This is a genomic window from Syntrophorhabdaceae bacterium, from assembly GCA_035541755.1.
Classification (GTDB): Bacteria; Desulfobacterota; Syntrophorhabdia; order Syntrophorhabdales; family Syntrophorhabdaceae; genus PNOF01.
Genome location: DATKMQ010000080.1, coordinates 20,301 through 39,500, shown reverse-complemented (window position 1 = coordinate 39,500; position 19,200 = coordinate 20,301). Strand labels below are relative to the sequence as shown.

Below are 19,200 nucleotides of genomic sequence, written 5' to 3'. Positions count from 1 at the left end.
CTACGCACCCTGACTCATAATCGTCGTGGCGTTGTGCTGATGGTTGGCATTCATGAAAGTCCAGGCTACCTGCACGCGGACTGCTCTATTGTTAACAGACAAGACGTCCACCCACCATGTCACCGCGAAGGTAACATTCTTGTTCCTGAATGTCCTCACCACATTTGCATTGCCTCCGGCTAAGGAAGTAAAATCACTGTTTCGCATCACTTCCATTTGCTGTTCCGCAATTCTCATGGCCTCAGTGCTAATCACATTCTCCATATTGAACTGGAGATATCGCCCCAGGCAATCGAGCATGGCCATCATGCTGATCGTAAGTATAGTCAGGGCCACCATAAGCTCGACGAGCGTGAAACCCCTTTTGTTATTGCGCACAATGGTTCGCATCACACACTCCTGCGGCCTGGCCGGTCCACTGACCTATCGCTATCCTCGTTCTTGTCACTGTGATACAGTTATGAACAACCTGCACATTCTGCGCGGCTATACAGATTGTCCCCGTGGATCCGGCAGACACAAGCCCCCTACCATCTATTTGAACGGGGACCGCGCCGCCGCTCCATATGATATTCTCATTTCCCGGGTTGTTGTTGAGGACCGAGTACGGCTCGACATCAGGTCCTTGTCTCATGAGCACCTGCGTGTCACCGGCGGGGGGTATATCGAGGGTCTTGTTAAGATTCGTATCCTGGTAAATTGCATACTGGTTGAGGCCGAAGTTCACAAAGTGCGTCATATTCGTATGCATCGCCCGGGTCCTTGCATTCATGAGATCGGAATATGTCCTCCTGATCTGGTTCTCTACACGGTACTTTCGCGACAAATCACGAAAACTCACCAACCCTATGGCGCACAGAATCGCCAGGATGGTTATCACAATAATTAGCTCTACAAGAGTAAACCCTTTTCTTCTCATCGTTCCCTGATATGCAAAATCCGTTTGATGGGCTTTGGAAGAATCTGTATCTGAGGTTGACCGCCCGCCTGACCTCCGCCCAGATCTGTTCTCAGGATATTACTGCCAACATCTGTTTGGATAATATTGCCCGTCGATAACTGGAGCATGACTTTGCTCGTACCTCCTGACGGGGCCGCACCGGAATTGTAGGTTGTAGTATAAAGATACGTCTCTCCCCCGAGAGAGCATACGTCAAGAGATGGGGCAAACGTAACGTAATAGACCACACCGTTGAAAGCCGCAAGCGGATCTACGAGGAGTCTCTCAGCCTTATAGTTCACTATCGTTCCATCAGACTGAGTCACGGATTGCGATGAGTTAAGATTAATATACCAGCCATAGCTGCTCGTACTGGGCGGGGTGGCAAGATCGCCCTTGCTGATGGCGACGCAGGTACTCTTAAATGCGGGAAGTGCCGATGCTGAATCATAACAGGGGTCTTTGATGCCATAAATTGATTGTACGGTATCGGGATCATCAATTGTGAGTCCGTCGTTATACTTAAAGAAGAGGCGTCCCGTTCCAAAGTAGATCCACAGTTCCTTCTTGGTCAGGTCCTGCAGTTTTGTGATGGAACGCGTGACAGGACCGATTCCGCTTATCAAGGTATTCACGGTCCAGTTCGCGGGATTGTCATCGTTCTTTATCATGAGCCTCAGAACACCCCCCTGAGTCCACGTTCCTGCCACGGTGTCCTTCTGGGTATAACCCACATAGACCACATCGTCGCTGTATCGGCCTGAACCAGTGGTGAGGCCTCTTTCGATGTCGATCGACGCATTACCGAGTGACCCTCCAAAAGCATTGCCTATGCCCGTGTCTATGGTCCTCAAAAGGGCGCCTGTGGCCAGATCAAGGATGAAGAGCTTGAGGTTCTGGTCCGATCTTCCCAGGAACTGGTTCTGCGTGGTTTCAATCGGTCCTGTGGGCCCCGAAGCTATTATGACAAACCATTTTCCGTTCTTCGTAGCATCACCGACCCTCACAATGACCGGCGTAGAAGTCGTGTAGCCGAGCGTGTTGTCGGAGAATTCCCATAGCAGGGTGGGGCTCGACGGGTTCGTGACGTCGAATGCAAAAAATGAGGAGAGTCCGACATTGGTGACGGGCGTCTCCACGCAATTGCTCGTACCGGCTGGACATGCGGTGGGCGTGGCCTTGTTCCTGCATGCGCCGCCGATTCCCATGGAACCCACAAGTACGGTCCGCCAGTTCGTGGCCCCTGTTTTAATAGCACTGTATCCGCCTGAAATGCTGGCGTCTGCGACAATGACCGGGTTATCTACGGAAAAAGTGTGGCAGTAGCTTGTGCTTGTCAGATAAGTAAGATAAGGAAGCGCATTCTTGGGGATAAAGGCCCAGCTCTCTTGGCCAAGACCCAGACTCACGGGGTCCAATTTCGCTTTCTGGTACGTGCCCTGACCGCTCCAGTGCTCAGAAAGCTTCCCAAGTTCAAAGGCGTGCAGCATACCATCGTTTGACCCCAGGTAGACCATGCCCCGCCCCGTATAGGTGCTGCTTGTAATATATGCCTGATACGTCAGGTCGGAATAGCCGTCCGGTGATCCGAGGTTATACGTTTGTGTAGGCACACTTGACTGTAACCGGGGCGTTGAGGTAACGACATCCCCCAGTTTCCAGACACCCGTTGTTGTGGTACCAGAATTATCCGTTACCGACACGGTCCTGTTACGGTATCCGCTCACATCGGTGCCGCTCACATACTGGATGATATTTGATGCCTCCGTTGTACTGGCTGCCTGCAAATAACTCTGCATGGTGGTGGGTGAAGCGGTCTGGAAGTTTATCAGGGTGGAACCATCGAGGCTCGTGTAAATCCGTCTCGAAGACGGGGACGTTTTCTGGAGAATCTGGCCCGCCTCCCAGAGGTTCTTGAGGTCGGCAAGATCGACCACGGTATCGGGCGTGCTATTGTCCGCCACACCGTCGCCGTTTGAGTCGGTGAAAAGCTTTACCCGCGTCTTGTTCTCGGTCGTGTCGAAGTAATATTGGAGAATGCGGTCCTGATTGAGGTCCAGTATTTTGTTCTGGTTCGAGTCTTCTCTAATGGAACTGGTCGTCAGATAAGGATCGATATAATACCAAAGGTTCTGCACCTCCCCGGTCCAGGCTACTTCAACATTTCCGAAGACCCTCTTGGGGTAATAGACCGCCTGCAGAAGGTTGGCGCCGCTTCCCTGCGCTGATGAGAGCACCGATGCCGCTGTCCCCGATGATGCGCGCCGGAGCATCTCGTTCAACGCATCGGTAAGACGCGCAGCCAGGTCTGCCGGATCGTCAGCCTCGAAGTAATTGTAAGGCAGACCGTCTGGTCCCGAATCGTGTTTGTCCCATCCCGCGCAGTTTATGTTCCAGTTCGTACATGGCGGGTTGGGACACGGCGGAGTGCATTGGCTCAGATAAGAGTAAGCGGTCCCGCTCGGCGTATACCTGCTGTTGCAGAAGGTATTGCTGTTAACATCCTTAATGTTGGTCTTCTGGGTTACATCCTCTGCGGGCGTGAGCACGGTAGAACAGTTGCTCGAACTCGCGTTGAAGCTCACGAATGGGTAGGGCCAGTCGCCGGTATTCTGGAAGTCATGCCCGCCGAAGAGCGCCGTCATGATCATGGCGTTCTTGCCCTGGATCTTGGTACCGGGATCAAGATCACCGAAGGCGTAAACCGTATAGACGGTCACATTCTGGACGCCTGCCAGGTCGCTCCTCAAGTCATTCACATGCATGGCCCTCGCCGGTATCACCGGATCCACGCTACCGTTCCATGCCCCATCCGAGACAAGCAGGACATAGCTCTTCCTGCAGGGCACCGCCCTCTTGCTGGAACCCGTGCCGTCATACCAGGGATCGCGGTCGTTCGAGGTGTTGCCTTTGTCCATAAATCCGTTATTGCCGCTCGGACCGCTGTGACCATCGGATTGGCTGAAAAAATCATAGGCCTCCCAGAGGGCCTCACCTGTAGGTGTCCCATTATAGGCCATCTGAGAATTAAAGGCCGTCTTCAGGGCGGTCAGGTCGGTAGTGGTGTTGAGCTGTTTTCCTTGCTTAATGAGACCAGCATTCCCCGAACTGCTATTGAATATCATAGCCTCAAAGGTTACAAGGTCATTGGGGGAGGGGCCGCCGAATTGATCGAGGATCCCCGTGGGCGTGGCCGGGATGGCGATGTTTATATTGGCCGCACTCTGTGTCCCATAGGCGCAGGTAAAGCCGGATTCACTGCTGATAGCAATCTGCCTGGTGGTTGGATCGCTATTGTCGGTATCGGCCAGAGTGAATTTGCAGTGCAGGGTATGCTCGGTATAGGTATACTCGGCGCCCTCATTATCGAAGGTCAACTGGCTGCTTATGGTTTTGGTCCTGCCGCCGGTCAGCATCTTCCGCATAACGTCAACCCTTGTAGCCGTGACGAAGTTGAGCAGGTTACCGGGCCAGCACCCACCCGACGTACTCGGGGTGCACGTGGTGTTGACCTGCCAATAGCCCGAAGCATTATAGGTGTAATTCTTCGTGCTGTCGAAATAAGCGTAGTACGTGTGTGCGCTGTTATACGAGGGCACGCCGGCCGTCGCACTCGTCGATGTCCCGCACTGGGCAGCGTTGGTCATGTATCCGCCCCAGGTGCAGGGCACATAGGCAGGAAACTGCATGCTGCCTGAGAAATCCGCTATGACCATGATATTGGGCTTCACGGCTGTACTGGAAAAGATGGGGTTGAGGCAGTAGTTGCTATTAGCCACTGCCGCCGCATGGGCCGCGCCTGCGTACATGGTTATCATTGCTACCAGGACAAAGACCACCAATTTTCTCATATATAGACCCCTATCATATTTATCTTTTAACATCTTCCTCATCTTTTTAAAAGGATCTCCGTGACCATGTATTCAAGACGACTCCCCCAGAACAGATAGATAACCGCGCTCAGGGAAAGAAAAGGCCCGAATGGAACAGCATATTTCGTGCCCTGGCCCTTGATAAGCATAAGGGGAATACCGACAATGGTTCCGATAACCGAACCGCCAACAAGCGAACAGATCACACCTTTAAAACCACTGAACGCGCCGATCATGGCAAGGAGCTTAATGTCGCCGCCTCCCATACCCTCGCGTTTGGTGATCAACTGATATCCATATGCGATAACGAAGAGAAGTCCGCCACCGAGCAGTATGCCGTAGAGTCCGTCGAGAAAACGGAAGCCGGGTCTCATGAAAGAAAAAATCATGCCGGCGACCAATCCGCCCAGACTCAGGATATCCGGGATAATTTGGAATTCATAATCGATGAAGGTAACCACGATTAAGAGGGCCACAAAGAATATTTCTACGAAAAATTCAAAGGTAAGCCCTGACCTTCTAAAACACATGAAGAAAAGCACGGCCGTAATCAGCTCAACCACGACGTATCGTATGGAAATAGGCGCTCCGCAATCTCTGCACCTGCCGCGAAGAAGCATGTAACTGATAAGAGGGATATTGTCGTAGAATCTGATAGGCCTGTCGCAGGCAGGGCAGGCAGAGCCCGGCCTCACGAGAGACTTGCTGCGCGGCAGCCGGTAAATACAGACATTAAGGAAACTCCCGATGACCGCGCCGAATACAAATACAAATGTCTTTACAAAGAATCCCACAGTTCACCGTCGTCGCTTTCTTTTCTTTCCATCTCGCCCATCCATGACCACCTCAACATCCTATCCCAATCTCCATCGCATGACAACCCACAATTTCTGTGCTCGCACTCCACAAAAGAGGGGGCGTATCGCCCCCTTTTTTGTTCCTGTCGCGTGCAAACCGTTAGTTCTTGGGCATAAACTTTGCCGGAAGGGTGCTTGTTGCGTCCCATGACCACGCTGCCAGATTAGCATCAGTGGATACGAGTACCAGTGTTGTACCGTCAATTGTTGCGTCTCCGATTCCGGTCAGGGTCGTGGTGATCGTCATAAACGGACTTGCCGCCGCTCCTGTAGCTGTCATCGCGTTAATATATCTTGCAGGGATAGCCACACCCGCGCCCGCGGTTACGGCTGCTGCGTTCGCATAGGCTATTGACGAGGGACCACCTGCGGCCTCAGAGGACACGGCAACGATGCCGGTTTTCACCGCACCGATCGTATTCGTCACTTCCGTGAGTCTGGCCCTCTTTGTATAGTCCATGTAGGCCGGCAGCGCTATGGCGGCTAAGATACCGATAATAGCGATAACGATGAGCAACTCAATCAACGTAAAACCTTTACTATTCCTTTGAACCTTTAACATAAAACACCTCCGTTTAGAAATATGTATGTATGATTACCATTATCGGTATTTTAGTTATATGACATTAGGATGTAAATGACATTTATCACACTTTTGCTAAGAAGTAATAGAATCTTTACCCGCATCTTCCCAAATTCAGGGGTCCTTTTCGTACCTGCGAAACAGCATACGGATGTGAAACGACGATCTCAGGCATGCAACATGGAGGCGCTGATTATCCCCCTGATTGCTCCATACAACGATCTGCGCGCAAAACCGCCCAAATAGTATTTTCATTTTTGTATCTTTTGGTATATAAATGTGAAAGACCTGATGAACGACAGATCTGCTCAACCTTCTATAAGGCTTACCGGAATTTTCAGGGGAAGATAACATCAGAACGGACAAACCATACCTTCAAATATCGCTTGCTCTCGGCATCATTATTGTCATAACCGCGTGCGCCTTTTTGCCCTGTTTAAAAAATGGATTTGTCTGGGACGATGAAGGCTACATCTTGAAGAACTATCACATCAAACAGATGTCATTGAGCCACCTGAAGTCAATCATGACCACCCCGATGATGGGAAACTATCATCCCCTCACCATCATTTCGTACTCATGGGAATATCTCTTCTTTCATCTGCATCCCTTACCCTATCACGTGGTCAACATCGTGATTCATCTTCTCAACTGTGTGCTTGTTTTTTATCTGATACTACGGCTGGGACGCAGCCTGCCGGTTGCCTTTCTCGTCGGGCTTTTCTTCGGCATACACCCTCTGCATGTTGAATCCGTGGCTTGGATTTCGGAGAGAAAAGACGTTCTGTACACATTCTTTTACCTGCTTTCTCTCATTACCTACCTGTCCTACCTGGACAAACAACATGCATATAAGCACTATGCGTTCGCTCTGTTCTTTTTTGTGTTGTCGCTATTTTCAAAGCCCATGGCCGTGACTCTTCCACTCGTGCTTTTTCTCATGGACTATTTTCGTAAAAGGCCATTCGCTTATCGCTCGATCATTGAGAAGGTACCCTTCCTGCTCTTGTCTTTGGGTTCGGGTATAGCCACCATCATCACTCAGAACCTGTCGGAACACTCGAACCCGGCGTTTTCTTTCCCTACAAGCATCCTTGTTGCATGTCATGGTCTGGTTTTCTACTTATGGAAAATGATTTGGCCGGTCAAACTCGCGGCTCTCTATCAGTATCCTTCGGGCGACAATCTTCTTTCGCATATCGAATACCTGATCTCTCCGGCGCTCGTTCTTTTTATTGCGGCCGCAGTGTTCTATTCAAGAAAATTTTCGCGGAAGGCTGTCTGGGGAGGACTATTCTATTTAGTTACGCTATTGCCAGTCATTCAACTATTGCCCATAGGTTTTGCTTTGGCGTCAGACCGCTACACCTATGTGCCTCTGATCGGAATTTTCTATGTTATATCGGAGTTCGTTGTGTGGCTGTGGTCGCAGAAACTTAAGGACCGCCTTTTACCCAAGGTGATCATGGCAATCCTTTTTGCCGCCATCACAGCACAACTGCTGTTCCTGACGGCCGGCCTCTGCAGGGTGTGGAATAACAGCATTACGCTGTGGACCAACGTAATAAAGCTCTATCCCAACACCGATATTGCTTACAATAACAGGGGCAACATGTATTTTCAACTGGGAGATTTCGACAGGGCTCTTGGGGATTTTCTTAAGGCCGCCGATATTAATCCTCAGTTTGCCTCCGCTTACAACAATATATGTAATACCTATTTTGCAAAGAAAGAAAATGAAAAGGCGGTCGAGTATTGCACAAGAGCGCTCAAGATCAATCCACGTCAACCCAATACCTACGCGATACTCGGTGATATATACTGGGCAAGCGACAAACCTCTGGCCCTTGAAATGTATCGGAAGTCGACCGCTCTCGGTTCATACCTCTATGACGCCGGCTACGGTAAATTGTGCGACGCATATCTGTTGCTTCAGAAATACGACGAAGCCTATCCGGTTTGCAACGCGGCCACAAGATTTCGTCCCGATGACACGTGGCTCTATGAACGCCTCGGCGACGCCTATCTGAAAGCCAAGCAGTACGACAGGGCGCTTTTCTTTTACTCGAGGGCCATACTGATCGATCCGAATCTGCCGGCAGTTCATAACAATCTCGCTGTAATCTATTACTACATGAACAACTACGCTTTGTCCGTAAAACATTTTGACGCGGCGGTTTCACTCGGATACAAAGTTGACCCCGAATTCAGGGACCTCATTGAAAAATCCAGAACCCTGCAAACAAATTAGGTTACAAAGGGCAGTAAGCCGCCTTGTCTTGGTGCTAGGCAGCATTTGCAGCCACTATGGAAATTGCGGCGAACGTCCGTTTGGATCACAAAAAAGTGTTGACGGATAATTCGATAATTAGGTAAAAGAATCAAATATGTATAAAGATAAGAAGATAGTCGTGGTGATGCCCGCCTATAACGCGGCAAGTACCTTGCGCAAGACCTACGAGGAGGTAATGGAACAGGGCATTGTCGATCTCGTTATCATAGTGGATGACGGCAGCGGAGACGATACGACCTCCGTGGCAGCCGGCTTGCCGAATACCCGGGTCTATTTGCACCGCAAGAATCTCGGGTACGGGGCCAATCAGAAATCATGCTATCGACTCGCACTTGAAGAATCCGGTGACATCATCATTATGGTGCATCCTGACTATCAGTACACGCCGCAGCTCATCCCTGCCATGGCTTCTCTCATCGGAAACGGACTGTATCACTGTGTACTCGCGTCGAGAATCCTTGGGGGATACGCGCTCAAGGGGGGCATGCCCCTGTGGAGATATATCTCGAACAGATTTTTGACGCTTGCAGAGAATATTATGTTCGGGGCCAAGGTTTCGGAATACCACACGGGTTACCGGGCCTTTTCACGCGAGCTGTTGGAAAGAATACCCTTCGAAATCAATTCCTATGACTTTATCTTCGACAATCAGATGCTCGCTCAGATCATCTGGTACGGCTATACCATAGCGGAGGTAAGCTGCCCGACCAAGTATTCCGGCGATTCTTCCTCCATCAATTTCACCAGGAGTGTAAAATATGGCTTCGGCTGCCTGTGGACCGCCTTTATCTTCCGTCTGACCAGGATGAAAATGGTCCGTTCCAAACGCTTTCCCCCTCTGACCTGAATTTCTGCACGAATAAGCCGGTCTATGAAGCGACCCACGCTTCAAAAACGTTTTGATTATTTGGCCTGTATGCTTTATACTAATCCCCATAGAGATGGGCAAGCCATTATGTGTATGAAAGCCCTTTCCGAGAGGGTGTTCACGCATACTACAACATATGAGACGGACGACAGGACAAGACAGACAATTCGAGCAATTTGTTTCCTGAGACGGCCTTTGTCAGCGCGAACAGATAGTGCATGAAATGTGGAACAGCATACACCGTGACAAGAGCTCTCTCAATACACAAACTTATGAGGTGAAAGATGCCGGGTAAAGATCCCCAGGAATTCCGTGAAGGACTTACATTCGACGACGTACTTCTCGTGCCTTCCATGAGCCAGATCATGCCTTCAGAGGTTGACGTCTCAACCTGGCTCACCCCCTCTATAAAACTCCACATTCCTATGCTCAGCGCAGCCATGGACACGGTCACGGAGTCGAAGACCGCCATCTGTCTCGCCCAGGAAGGCGGCATCGGCATCATCCACAGGAACATGGGGGTAGCAGAACAGGCCCAGGAAGTGGAAAAGGTCAAAAAGTCCGAAAGTGGCACGATCGTTGACCCCATCACCATCTCGCCGGACCAAAAGATCAAGCACACCTTAGACCTCATGGCCAGATACCACATATCCGGTATACCGGTGACCAAAGGGAAAAAACTGGTCGGCATCATTACGAACAGGGACCTGCGCTTCGAAACGAATCTCGAAGAAAAGGTCAAGAATGTCATGACCAAAGAAAACCTGGTGACCGTCAAGGAAGGGATCAACCTCGAAGATTCAAAAAAAATCCTTCATAAACACCGGATCGAGAAGCTCCTCGTAGTAGATAAAGACTTCAACTTGAGAGGGCTCATCACCATTAAAGACATCGAGAAAATGCGAAAGTACCCCCATTCTTCCAAGGACCAGTTTGGCAGACTCCGCGTGGGCGCCGCCGTGGGGGTCTCAGCTGACCGCGATCAGAGGGTGGATGCGCTCCTCAAAGCGGGCTGTGACGTGATCGTCGTCGATACGGCGCACGGCCATTCGAAAAACGTGATCGAGTCCATCAAAGAAATAAAGAAAAACTTCAAAGACGTTCAGATTGTCGCCGGCAACGTGGCGACTAAAGAAGGCGCGCTGGCGCTCATCAAGGCAGGGTGCGACGCGGTCAAGATCGGCGTGGGGCCGGGATCGATCTGCACGACCAGGATCGTGGCCGGCGTGGGCGTGCCGCAGATCACGGCGATCATGGAAGCGGCAAAGGTGGCAAGACAGCGCCATGTGCCTATCATCGCTGACGGCGGCATCAAATTCTCCGGAGACATCACCAAGGCCATGGCAGCCGGGGCAGACGCGGTCATGATCGGCAACCTCTTTGCGGGTACCGACGAAACCCCGGGTGAGATGGTCCTCTATCAGGGACGTACCTACAAGGTCTACCGCGGAATGGGCTCTCTGGAGGTCATGAAAGAGGGAAAATCCCGTGACAGATACAGTATCGCAGAGGACGAAGTGGAGGCAAAGATCGTGCCGGAGGGTATCGAAGGGCGTGTGCCCTACCGGGGCTCTCTTTCCATCTGTATCAACCAGCTCGTAGGCGGGCTCAAGGCGGGCATGGGTTATGTGGGGGCGTCCTCCATTACTGAGCTCAGAAACAGGCGGGTCTTTATGCGCATCACCCCGGCGGCGCTCAGGGAAAGCCACGTCCATGACGTGATCATCACCAAAGAAGCGCCCAATTACAGGATCGAGTAAGGGCCATGACCGTGACCAGAGACTATCACAAAGAACTTATCCTGATTCTCGACTTCGGCTCCCAGTATACACAGCTCATCGCACGCAAAACCAGAGAGCTCGGCGTCTACTGCGAGATATATCCGTACAATATCGACATGGAAAAGATTACCGCCCTGTCCCCCAAGGGCATTATCCTGTCCGGCGGTCCAAAAAGTGTGAACGAGGAAGACGCCCCTATCTGCGACCAGAGGGTGTTTGGTCTTAACGTGCCCATCCTCGGCATTTGCTACGGCCTCCAGCTTACGGCCCGATGCTTTAAAGGCAAGGTCGAAAAATCACCCAAAAGAGAATACGGCAAAGCCCACGTCTATATCGATAAGAAGGACAAGTTCCTGGAGGGTGTCAAGGACGGCGATATCGTGTGGATGAGCCATCAGGATAAAGTCCTCAAGATGCCTAAAGGTTTTGTGACCCTCGCCCATTCCGACAATTCGCCTCACGCAGCCGTCAGGAATGAGACCGGTACGATTTACGGGGTGCAGTTCCATCCCGAGGTGCACCACACACCCAAAGGAAAGACGATACTCAAAAACTTTCTCTATAAAATATGCGGGGTCAGGGGACTCTTCTCCCCCAAATCCTTTATTGAAATAGCGGTGGAAAAGATTAAGGCTGAGGCGGGAGACGAGATCGTTGTCTGCGCCCTCTCCGGCGGCGTGGATTCCTCTGTTGTTGCAGCCCTCATCCATAAGGCCATCGGCAATAAGCTCCGCTGTGTGTTCGTAAACAACGGCGTGCTCCGCAAAGACGAGGGACAGGAAGTGCTTAAGCTTTTCAAAGACAGACTGCACATGAACCTCAAATACGTAAACGCCGAGGAGATCTTTCTCAAGGCTCTACGCGGCGTAAAGGACCCGGAAAAGAAGCGCAAGATCATCGGTCGGCTCTTTATCAGGGTATTTGAAAAAGAGGCCCGAGCCATAGGGAAGGTGCGCTTTCTTGCCCAGGGCACCCTCTATCCGGACGTGATCGAGAGCGTCTCGCATAAAGGGCCTTCAGCCACGATCAAGAGCCACCATAACGTGGGCGGCCTCCCCAAAGCCATGAAACTCTCGCTCATCGAGCCGCTTCGTGAGCTCTTCAAGGATGAGGTGCGTATCGTCGGCAAGGAGCTCGGTCTTCCCGACCACATCATCCATCGCCAGCCCTTTCCCGGCCCCGGCCTTGCCATACGCATCATCGGCGATGTAACCAGAGAGCGGGTTGCCATTCTCCAGGAAGCAGATAGTATCATTCGCGACGAGGTCGAACGCAACCCCCGGTTCAAACATATCTGGCAGTCTTTTGCCATCCTCATACCGGTCAAGACCGTTGGCGTCATGGGCGACGAACGCACTTACGCTAATGTGATCGCGCTGCGCATCGTGGAGAGTGAGGACGCCATGACTGCAGATTGGGCGCGCATTCCTTATGATACCCTCGATATTACGGCGAGAAGGATCATCAATGAAGTACCGGGAGTGAACCGGGTCGTATACGACATCTCATCCAAGCCGCCAAGCACTATCGAATGGGAATGATCCATGAAAGATTTCGTTCATCTCCATCTCCACACGCAATTTAGCCTCCTCGACGGCGCCATACGCAACGACCGGCTCTTTGCCCTTGCCAACACCATGGGAATGAAGGCCTGCGCCATTACCGATCACGGCAACATGTTCGGCGTGGTCGATTTCTATTTTGAGGCAAAAAAGGCGGGGATCAAACCGATCGTGGGGTGCGAGGCGTATCTGGCGCCGAAATCCCGGCTCGACCAGAAAAAAATCAAAGGCGAAGATAACGCATACCACGTGCTGCTTCTCGCCATGAACGAAACGGGTTATAAAAACCTTCTCAAGCTTATAAGCCTCGCGCATACCGAAGGCTTCTATTACGTACCCCGCATCGACAAAGAGATATTGCGTGCGCACAATGACGGGCTCATCTGCCTCACGGCATGTCTCAAAGGTGAAATACCCAACGCCATTCTTAAGTCAGACAAGGCGCGCGTGCATACGCTCGTCGACGAATACCTCTCGATCTTTGGCGACAGACTCTATTTTGAGCTTCAGGACAACGGCATCGCCGAGCAACGGATCATCAACGAAACGCTCATCGATCTGTCCCGCCATTACAATGTGCCCATCGTGGCCACGAACGATTGTCACTACCTGCTGCGCGAAGAGTCCCGGGCCCACGAGCTCTTGCTCTGCATCCAGACAGGCAAGACCATGAACGACAAGGACCGCCTGAGCTTCTCAAGCGACCACTTTTACTTCAAATCGCCTGACGAGATCGATATGGCCTTCTCACAATATCCTGAAGCGCTCTCCAACACGGTCGCCATAGCTGAACGGTGCAACCTTTCGATCGATACGAGCACCTATCACTTCCCTGAATTCAGGCCTCCGGAAGGCATGACGCTCAACGACTATTTTGAGCAGCTTTCCCGCGAAGGCTTCGAAAAGCGCGTTCCGGCAATCCGCGCGCTTTACAGCGAATTCGGTGAAACGCTTCTCTCGAAATACAAGGAGCGACTCGATTACGAAATCGGCGTTATCAAGAAGACGGGTTTCTCCGGCTACTTTCTCATCGTGGCCGATTTTATCAACTACGCCAAGTCCCACGATATTCCCGTGGGCCCTGGTCGCGGCTCGGCTGCGGGCAGCCTCATCGCCTTCTCACTCGGAATCACCGATATCGACCCTATCAAATACGATCTTACCTTCGAACGTTTCCTCAATCCCGAACGGATCAGCATGCCTGATATCGACGTGGACTTCTGCAGGAACAAACGGGACGAGGTCATTCGCTACGTCACAGAAAAATACGGCAGAGACAACGTAGCTCAGATCATCACCTTCGGGACTATGAAGTCAAAGGCCGCCGTGAGAGACGTTGGCCGGGCGCTCGGCATGCCATACGCCGAGGTGGACAAGATCGCTAAACTCATCGTGTCCGTGGATCGCGGCATAGAAAAGGCCATCAACGAAGAGCCGCAGATCAGTGAGATGTATCAGACGAACGGACAGGTTAAGGAACTGCTAGACAACGCCATCGTTGTCGAAGGGCTCGCGCGGCATGCGTCTACCCATGCGGCTGGTATCGTCATCGCCAACAAGCACCTCTCCGAATATGTACCCCTGTATCGAGGGCAGCACGACGAAACCGTGACCCAGTACCACATGAAGATTATCGAAAAGATCGGTCTCATCAAGATCGACTTTCTCGGCCTTGAAACCCTCACCTTGATCGACAGCGTGGTCAAGCTCTTGAAAAATGAAGGGATCGAGATCGACATGGCCAACATTCCGCTCAACGATAAGAAGACATTCCAGCTCCTCTCATCGGGCGACACCTCGGGCGTGTTCCAGGTCGAAAGCCGCGGAATGAAAGACCTGCTCACGAGGCTCAAGCCTTCCAAGTTTGATGATATTATGCCGCTCATCGCCCTGTACAGGCCGGGCCCCTTAAACAGCGGCATGGTGGATGAGTTCATCAAGCGAAAAAATAATCCTGACAAAGCGACCTATGAAACGCCGCTTCTCGAGGGTATCCTTAAAGACACATATGGTGTCATCATCTATCAGGAACAGATCATGAAGATCGCCATGGTGCTCGCCAATTTCTCTCTCAAGGATGCCGACATCTTGAGAAAGGCCATGAGTAAGAAGATACCCGAGGAGCTCGCCAAATACAGGGAGCAGTTTATCGAAGGCGCAAAGGCGAACCGCATATCTCGCGGCGTGGCGGAAAAAATTTACGACGTGATCGTCCGTTTCGGCGAGTACGGATTTAACAAATCACACAGTACCGCATACGGGCTTATCACCTATCAAACCGCCTATCTCAAGGCACATTATCCGGTCCATTACTTCGCTGCCATGCTTACCAACGAGGTCAACGATACGGATAAAATGATCAAATATATCACTGAATGTCGGGATGCGGGCATCGAGATTCTCCCTCCTGACATCAACCGCAGCGCCAAGGCGTTTACCATCGTGGACGGTAAAATACGTTTCGGACTCTCGGGGGTAAAGAACGTGGGTGACGCCGCCATAGACAACATCCTTGAGGTGCGCGAGACAATCAGCGAATTCAACTCCTTTGCCCACTTCATGAATGCCGTGGATTCCAGAAAGGCAAACAAGAAGGTGCTGGAAAGCCTGGCCAAGGGCGGCTGCTTCGATTCACTGGGGCTCAAGCGATCCCAGATTCTCCATCTCATACGGGAGAAATCGGACAAGCTCGCAAGAAAGGAAAACAAGAATGGCCTTTTCCAGATGGATATGTTCGGCGGGTCCTCCGAAACCATGGTCTCTCTGGAGATACCCGACATGGAGGAGCTAGCCCATGACGAAATCTTGAATGGGGAAAAGGAATCGCTCGGTTTCTATTTCAGCAAACACCCGCTTAAGCCATACGAGGATCTCATCCGGCAGCTTACCCCTTACGACAGCCAGAACTTAAGAGAGACAGAAACGTCCGAGGATGTGAGCATCGCGGGCATCGTCAACTCAGCCAAAGAAATCACCACGAAACGCGGTGACAGGATGGCCTATCTCACTCTCGAGGATACCAAAGGCATCGTGGAGATCATTGTGTTCCCCGATTTGTTCGCCAAGCATTTCGTGACCGTCAAAAGCGGCAAGCCTCTTTTGATCACGGGCATGCTGGAGAAAAACGAGGAGGGAAGCGCAAAGATAAAGGCGAAGAACGTGGCCCTTCTCGAAGACTTTACGGGTGAATTCGGAAAGACCGTTAAGATCATGATACAATGTGAGGTGTTTAAGAAGGATGATCTCAAGAAACTGCGCGATGTGATTTACAGCGTCAAAGGAAATTCCGCCGTGCTCCTGGAGTTTCGAGTCAACGGGGAAAAACAAACATTTCGTGTGCCGAACGTGAAAATCGACTACAGGAAAAAAGAGATCTTTTCGAAGCATTTCACGTCCGGTATAGATATAGAGGTGCTTGATGAGACACTATCTTAATTTCGAGGAGAAATTAAAACCACTCGAAATGAGAATCGACGAAATAGAGAGGTTTTATAGCAGCCGCGACCTCCACTACGTGAGAGAGGTCGAGTTTCTCCGTAAGAGGATCGCAAAACTGGAAAAGGAAATCTACAGCGATCTCACGAACTGGCAGAGGTCTCAGCTTTCCCGCCATCTCAATAGACCCCATACCCTCGACTATATCAACGCTTTGTTCAGCAATTTCGTCGAACTCCACGGCGACAGAAAGTTCAAAGACGATTTCGCCATCGTTGCCGGGTTCGCTCGGTACGAAAACACGAATGTTGCCGTAATCGGCCACCAGAAAGGCAAAGATGTGAGGGAAATGGCGCACAGGAACTTCGGTATGGCCCATCCCGATGGATACCGGAAGGCGATGCGGGTCATGGACATGGCGAATAGATGGCAAAAACCCATCATTACGTTCATTGACACGCCGGGCGCCTACCCGGGCATCGGCGCGGAAGAAAGAGGACAGGCAGAGGCCATCGCAACGAACATCGAGTTCATGTTCTCCCTCAACGTCCCCGTCATCTCCATCGTCATAGGAGAAGGGGGCAGCGGCGGTGCACTCGGTATTGGGGTCGGAAACAGGCTGCTCATGCTTGAAAATGCGACCTACGCGGTAATCTCGCCCGAGGGCTGCGCGGCGATCCTCTGGAGGGACGGCGCCAAAGGAGCCCTGGCTGCTGACGCCATGAAACCCACCTCTTACGATCTGCTGGAGCTCAAGGTCATCGACGAAATCATCAAGGAGCCTTTGGGCGGAGCCCACCGGAACTGGAAACAAACATTCGTCAATACAAAAAATACCCTGAGCAAACACCTGAAGGACTTGACGGAGATGCCTGCGGAGACGCTCAAACAAAGGCGATATGAGAAATTCAGGAACATGGGTATATTTGAGGAGAGGCGATGAAAACTATGATACTGGATGCGAGCAACGTTTTCTCCGATAGGATTGGAGTGAACGGCCTTGACCACAAGGTCTTCACTGACACAGTCCTCGCCCTCGACACACAAAATGCGGATCTCTGGGCGTCGCCCTATCCTTTCATGAAACTTCCGGAAACACGATTCCAGTTCGACAGGATAAAAAGCCTCGTGGGAACTATAATGAAAGAGGGGATCTCAAACCTAGTTTTACTGGGCATTGGCGGATCGGCGCTCGGAACCGAGACGATCTTTCACGCCCTGCTTCATCCTTTTCACAACTACGACAGACAGATCAGGGGAGGAAAGCCCCGCTATTTTATCGTAGACAATATCGATCCCCACAAGATCAATGCGCTCATCGAGATCATCGAACCGGAAATAGACAAAACGCTCCTCGTGGTAATCAGCAAGTCAGGCGAAACGCCTGAAACGCTCTCACAATTCATGATCTTTAAGGACCTCATGAAAAGACGGGGCGGCGACTTTGAAAAGAGGATAGTCCTCATCACGGATAAAGATCGGGGACTTTTGAACGAGATTGCGCGCAAGGAAGGTTATGTTACGCTCAATCTCCCCGAAGGGGTCGGCGGTCGCTTTTCAGTACTCACTCCGGTAGGCATGTTTCCCGCCCTTATCATGGGTCTTGATATCGACGACATGGCGCAAGGAGCTCTGTCAATGGCGTCTCACATTGCCGGCGCAAAGGGCCCGAAGAACATGGCAATGACGCTCGCAGCAATACTCTATCATATGGACAGAAACGGCAAACATCTCCACGTGGTTATGCCTTACTGCGAGCGACTTGCGGCTTTCGCCGACTGGTTCAGGCAGCTTGAGGCGGAAAGCCTCGGCAAGGGCGGCCTGGGACCCACTCCCACAAAGGCAGTGGGCGTCACTGATCAGCATTCTCAGCTTCAGCTCTATGTGGACGGCCCCAAGGACAAATGTATCATCCTCTTCTACTCTGCACAAGATAAGAGACCTATTCCTGACAGTTTTACCTATCTTGACGATGTGGCATACCTCGCAGGCAAAGACATGAAAGACCTCTTTCAAGCTGAATTTGAGGGCACAAGTCTCTCCCTTGCCGAGGCGGGCGCGCCTAACCTTGCCTTTTTTGTCGATGACATCGGCGCTTACACGCTGGGCGCGCTGTTCTACCTCTTCGAAATGGTCATCCTCTATTTGGGTCTCCTTTACAAGATCAACGCCTTCGACCAGCCCGGCGTGGAGCAGGGGAAGATCTACACCAAGGCCATCATGGGGAAAAAGGGATTTGAAAAAGAGGCTTTGAAGATCGAGAAATACGCATCACAATCCAGGATGACCATTACCTTTTGATCATGCCCTTCATGAACACAGGGTACGCACGCACCGCATGCCATTCAGCCGGATGAAGCCGCTCGCGGCATTGATCGCGCGTCCGTGAGGCGCGTTGTACGACCTATGAAACTGACAGACCATTTCTATAAACTGATCTCTACGGTCTTCGGCACTATCGGCGTTGTCTGGTGGAATAGTGAGGCAAGCCCGAGGGTGAGACAGATGTTTTTGTCCGCAGGACAGACTCCGGTAGAGAGCGTTATTCAAGAAAGCTATGCCGGCGCCCGGCCGTTTACCTCTCCTGATATTGACAGACTTGGGGCCCAAATTCAGGGTTATTTAATAGGGCAGCCCGTGGTCTTCGACCTGAATATGATGGCGCTTGAGGACTTAGGAGAGTTTGCTCGCAGGGTTCTCACCGCGGAGTACGGCATTCCCCGAGGCTGGGTGAGTACCTATGGAAGAATTGCAAAACATGTGGGGGCAGCCGGCGCAAGCAGGGCAGTCGGGGGCGCCCTGGCACGCAATCGGTTCCCGATCGTGATCCCCTGTCATCGAGCCGTGAGGTCAGATGGACACATAGGAGGTTATCAAGGCGGGGGCAAAATGAAGCGCGCGCTCCTCACCATGGAGGGGGTAAAGTTCACCGCCACCGGAGCAGTATCCATGGATAAAGTTTACTACTAAAAGGAAATTCGGACGGTCGCGAGATGGAGCTTTGCGAAC

General features: G+C 51.6%; 13 protein-coding genes. 8 read left to right on the top strand and 5 right to left on the bottom strand.

From position 1 onward, the window contains the following. The 5 genes from VMT62_07880 to VMT62_07860 form a co-directional block, all read right to left on the bottom strand. On the bottom strand, nucleotides 1–390 hold the full coding sequence (locus tag VMT62_07880; protein ID HVN96331.1) for a prepilin-type N-terminal cleavage/methylation domain-containing protein: 390 nt from the start codon (nucleotides 388–390) through the stop codon (nucleotides 1–3). Further along, nucleotides 368–919 carry a prepilin-type N-terminal cleavage/methylation domain-containing protein gene (locus tag VMT62_07875; GenBank protein HVN96330.1) on the bottom strand — a complete coding sequence of 184 codons (552 nt, stop codon included), beginning with the start codon at nucleotides 917–919 and terminating at the stop codon, nucleotides 368–370. The genes VMT62_07880 and VMT62_07875 overlap by 23 nt, the downstream gene beginning before the upstream one ends. After that, nucleotides 916–4,791 (bottom strand): PilC/PilY family type IV pilus protein, encoded by a 3,876-nt coding sequence (locus VMT62_07870; GenBank protein HVN96329.1) that lies wholly within the window; start codon nucleotides 4,789–4,791, stop codon nucleotides 916–918. Before VMT62_07870 ends, VMT62_07875 begins: the two co-directional genes overlap by 4 nt. 38 nt (nucleotides 4,792–4,829) lie before the next feature. Further along, nucleotides 4,830–5,606 (bottom strand): prepilin peptidase, encoded by a 777-nt coding sequence (locus tag VMT62_07865; GenBank protein ID HVN96328.1) that lies wholly within the window; start codon nucleotides 5,604–5,606, stop codon nucleotides 4,830–4,832. 163 nt (nucleotides 5,607–5,769) lie between these two features. After that, nucleotides 5,770–6,231, bottom strand: a complete 462-nt coding sequence (locus VMT62_07860; protein HVN96327.1) for a prepilin-type N-terminal cleavage/methylation domain-containing protein — start codon at nucleotides 6,229–6,231, stop codon at nucleotides 5,770–5,772. A gap of 496 nt (nucleotides 6,232–6,727) precedes the next feature. Here VMT62_07860 and VMT62_07855 point away from each other — a divergent pair, with 496 nt between their 5' ends. The 8 genes from VMT62_07855 (at nucleotide 6,728) to VMT62_07820 (ending at nucleotide 19,161) form a co-directional block, all read left to right on the top strand. Beyond that, nucleotides 6,728–8,503, top strand: coding sequence for a tetratricopeptide repeat protein (locus tag VMT62_07855; protein ID HVN96326.1), 1,776 nt, complete (start codon nucleotides 6,728–6,730; stop codon nucleotides 8,501–8,503). A gap of 136 nt (nucleotides 8,504–8,639) precedes the next feature. Next, nucleotides 8,640–9,392 (top strand): glycosyltransferase family 2 protein, encoded by a 753-nt coding sequence (locus VMT62_07850; protein ID HVN96325.1) that lies wholly within the window; start codon nucleotides 8,640–8,642, stop codon nucleotides 9,390–9,392. A 305-nt stretch (nucleotides 9,393–9,697) separates the two neighbouring features. Beyond that, the gene (gene guaB, locus VMT62_07845; protein ID HVN96324.1) at nucleotides 9,698–11,173 is read left to right on the top strand and encodes an IMP dehydrogenase; all 1,476 of its coding nucleotides are present in this window, start codon (nucleotides 9,698–9,700) and stop codon (nucleotides 11,171–11,173) included. Between the two features lie 5 nt (nucleotides 11,174–11,178). Beyond that, the gene (guaA, locus tag VMT62_07840) at nucleotides 11,179–12,735 is read left to right on the top strand and encodes a glutamine-hydrolyzing GMP synthase (protein ID HVN96323.1); all 1,557 of its coding nucleotides are present in this window, start codon (nucleotides 11,179–11,181) and stop codon (nucleotides 12,733–12,735) included. Nucleotides 12,736–12,738: 3 nt separating this feature from the next. Continuing rightward, complete coding sequence (gene dnaE / locus VMT62_07835; GenBank protein ID HVN96322.1) at nucleotides 12,739–16,191, top strand: DNA polymerase III subunit alpha; 3,453 nt, start codon at nucleotides 12,739–12,741, stop codon at nucleotides 16,189–16,191. After that, nucleotides 16,175–17,134, top strand: a complete 960-nt coding sequence (locus VMT62_07830) for an acetyl-CoA carboxylase carboxyltransferase subunit alpha (protein ID HVN96321.1) — start codon at nucleotides 16,175–16,177, stop codon at nucleotides 17,132–17,134. The genes dnaE and VMT62_07830 overlap by 17 nt, the downstream gene beginning before the upstream one ends. After that, nucleotides 17,131–18,492 carry a hypothetical protein gene (locus VMT62_07825; protein ID HVN96320.1) on the top strand — a complete coding sequence of 454 codons (1,362 nt, stop codon included), beginning with the start codon at nucleotides 17,131–17,133 and terminating at the stop codon, nucleotides 18,490–18,492. The genes VMT62_07830 and VMT62_07825 overlap by 4 nt, the downstream gene beginning before the upstream one ends. Nucleotides 18,493–18,597: 105 nt before the next feature. Next, entirely contained in the window at nucleotides 18,598–19,161 is a 564-nt protein-coding gene (locus VMT62_07820; protein HVN96319.1) for a methylated-DNA--[protein]-cysteine S-methyltransferase, read from the top strand. Nucleotides 19,162–19,200 lie beyond the last annotated feature (39 nt).

Coding starts and splice junctions, on each gene's coding strand:
- VMT62_07880 (HVN96331.1), bottom strand. CDS start 390: ATGCGAACCATTGTGCGCAATAACAAAAGGGGTTTCACGCTCGTCGAG.
- VMT62_07875 (HVN96330.1), bottom strand. CDS start 919: ATGAGAAGAAAAGGGTTTACTCTTGTAGAGCTAATTATTGTGATAACC.
- VMT62_07870 (HVN96329.1), bottom strand. CDS start 4,791: ATGAGAAAATTGGTGGTCTTTGTCCTGGTAGCAATGATAACCATGTAC.
- VMT62_07860 (HVN96327.1), bottom strand. CDS start 6,231: ATGTTAAAGGTTCAAAGGAATAGTAAAGGTTTTACGTTGATTGAGTTG.
- VMT62_07850 (HVN96325.1), top strand. CDS start 8,640: ATGTATAAAGATAAGAAGATAGTCGTGGTGATGCCCGCCTATAACGCG.
- guaB (HVN96324.1), top strand. CDS start 9,698: ATGCCGGGTAAAGATCCCCAGGAATTCCGTGAAGGACTTACATTCGAC.
- guaA (HVN96323.1), top strand. CDS start 11,179: ATGACCGTGACCAGAGACTATCACAAAGAACTTATCCTGATTCTCGAC.
- dnaE (HVN96322.1), top strand. CDS start 12,739: ATGAAAGATTTCGTTCATCTCCATCTCCACACGCAATTTAGCCTCCTC.
- VMT62_07830 (HVN96321.1), top strand. CDS start 16,175: ATGAGACACTATCTTAATTTCGAGGAGAAATTAAAACCACTCGAAATG.
- VMT62_07825 (HVN96320.1), top strand. CDS start 17,131: ATGAAAACTATGATACTGGATGCGAGCAACGTTTTCTCCGATAGGATT.
- VMT62_07820 (HVN96319.1), top strand. CDS start 18,598: ATGAAACTGACAGACCATTTCTATAAACTGATCTCTACGGTCTTCGGC.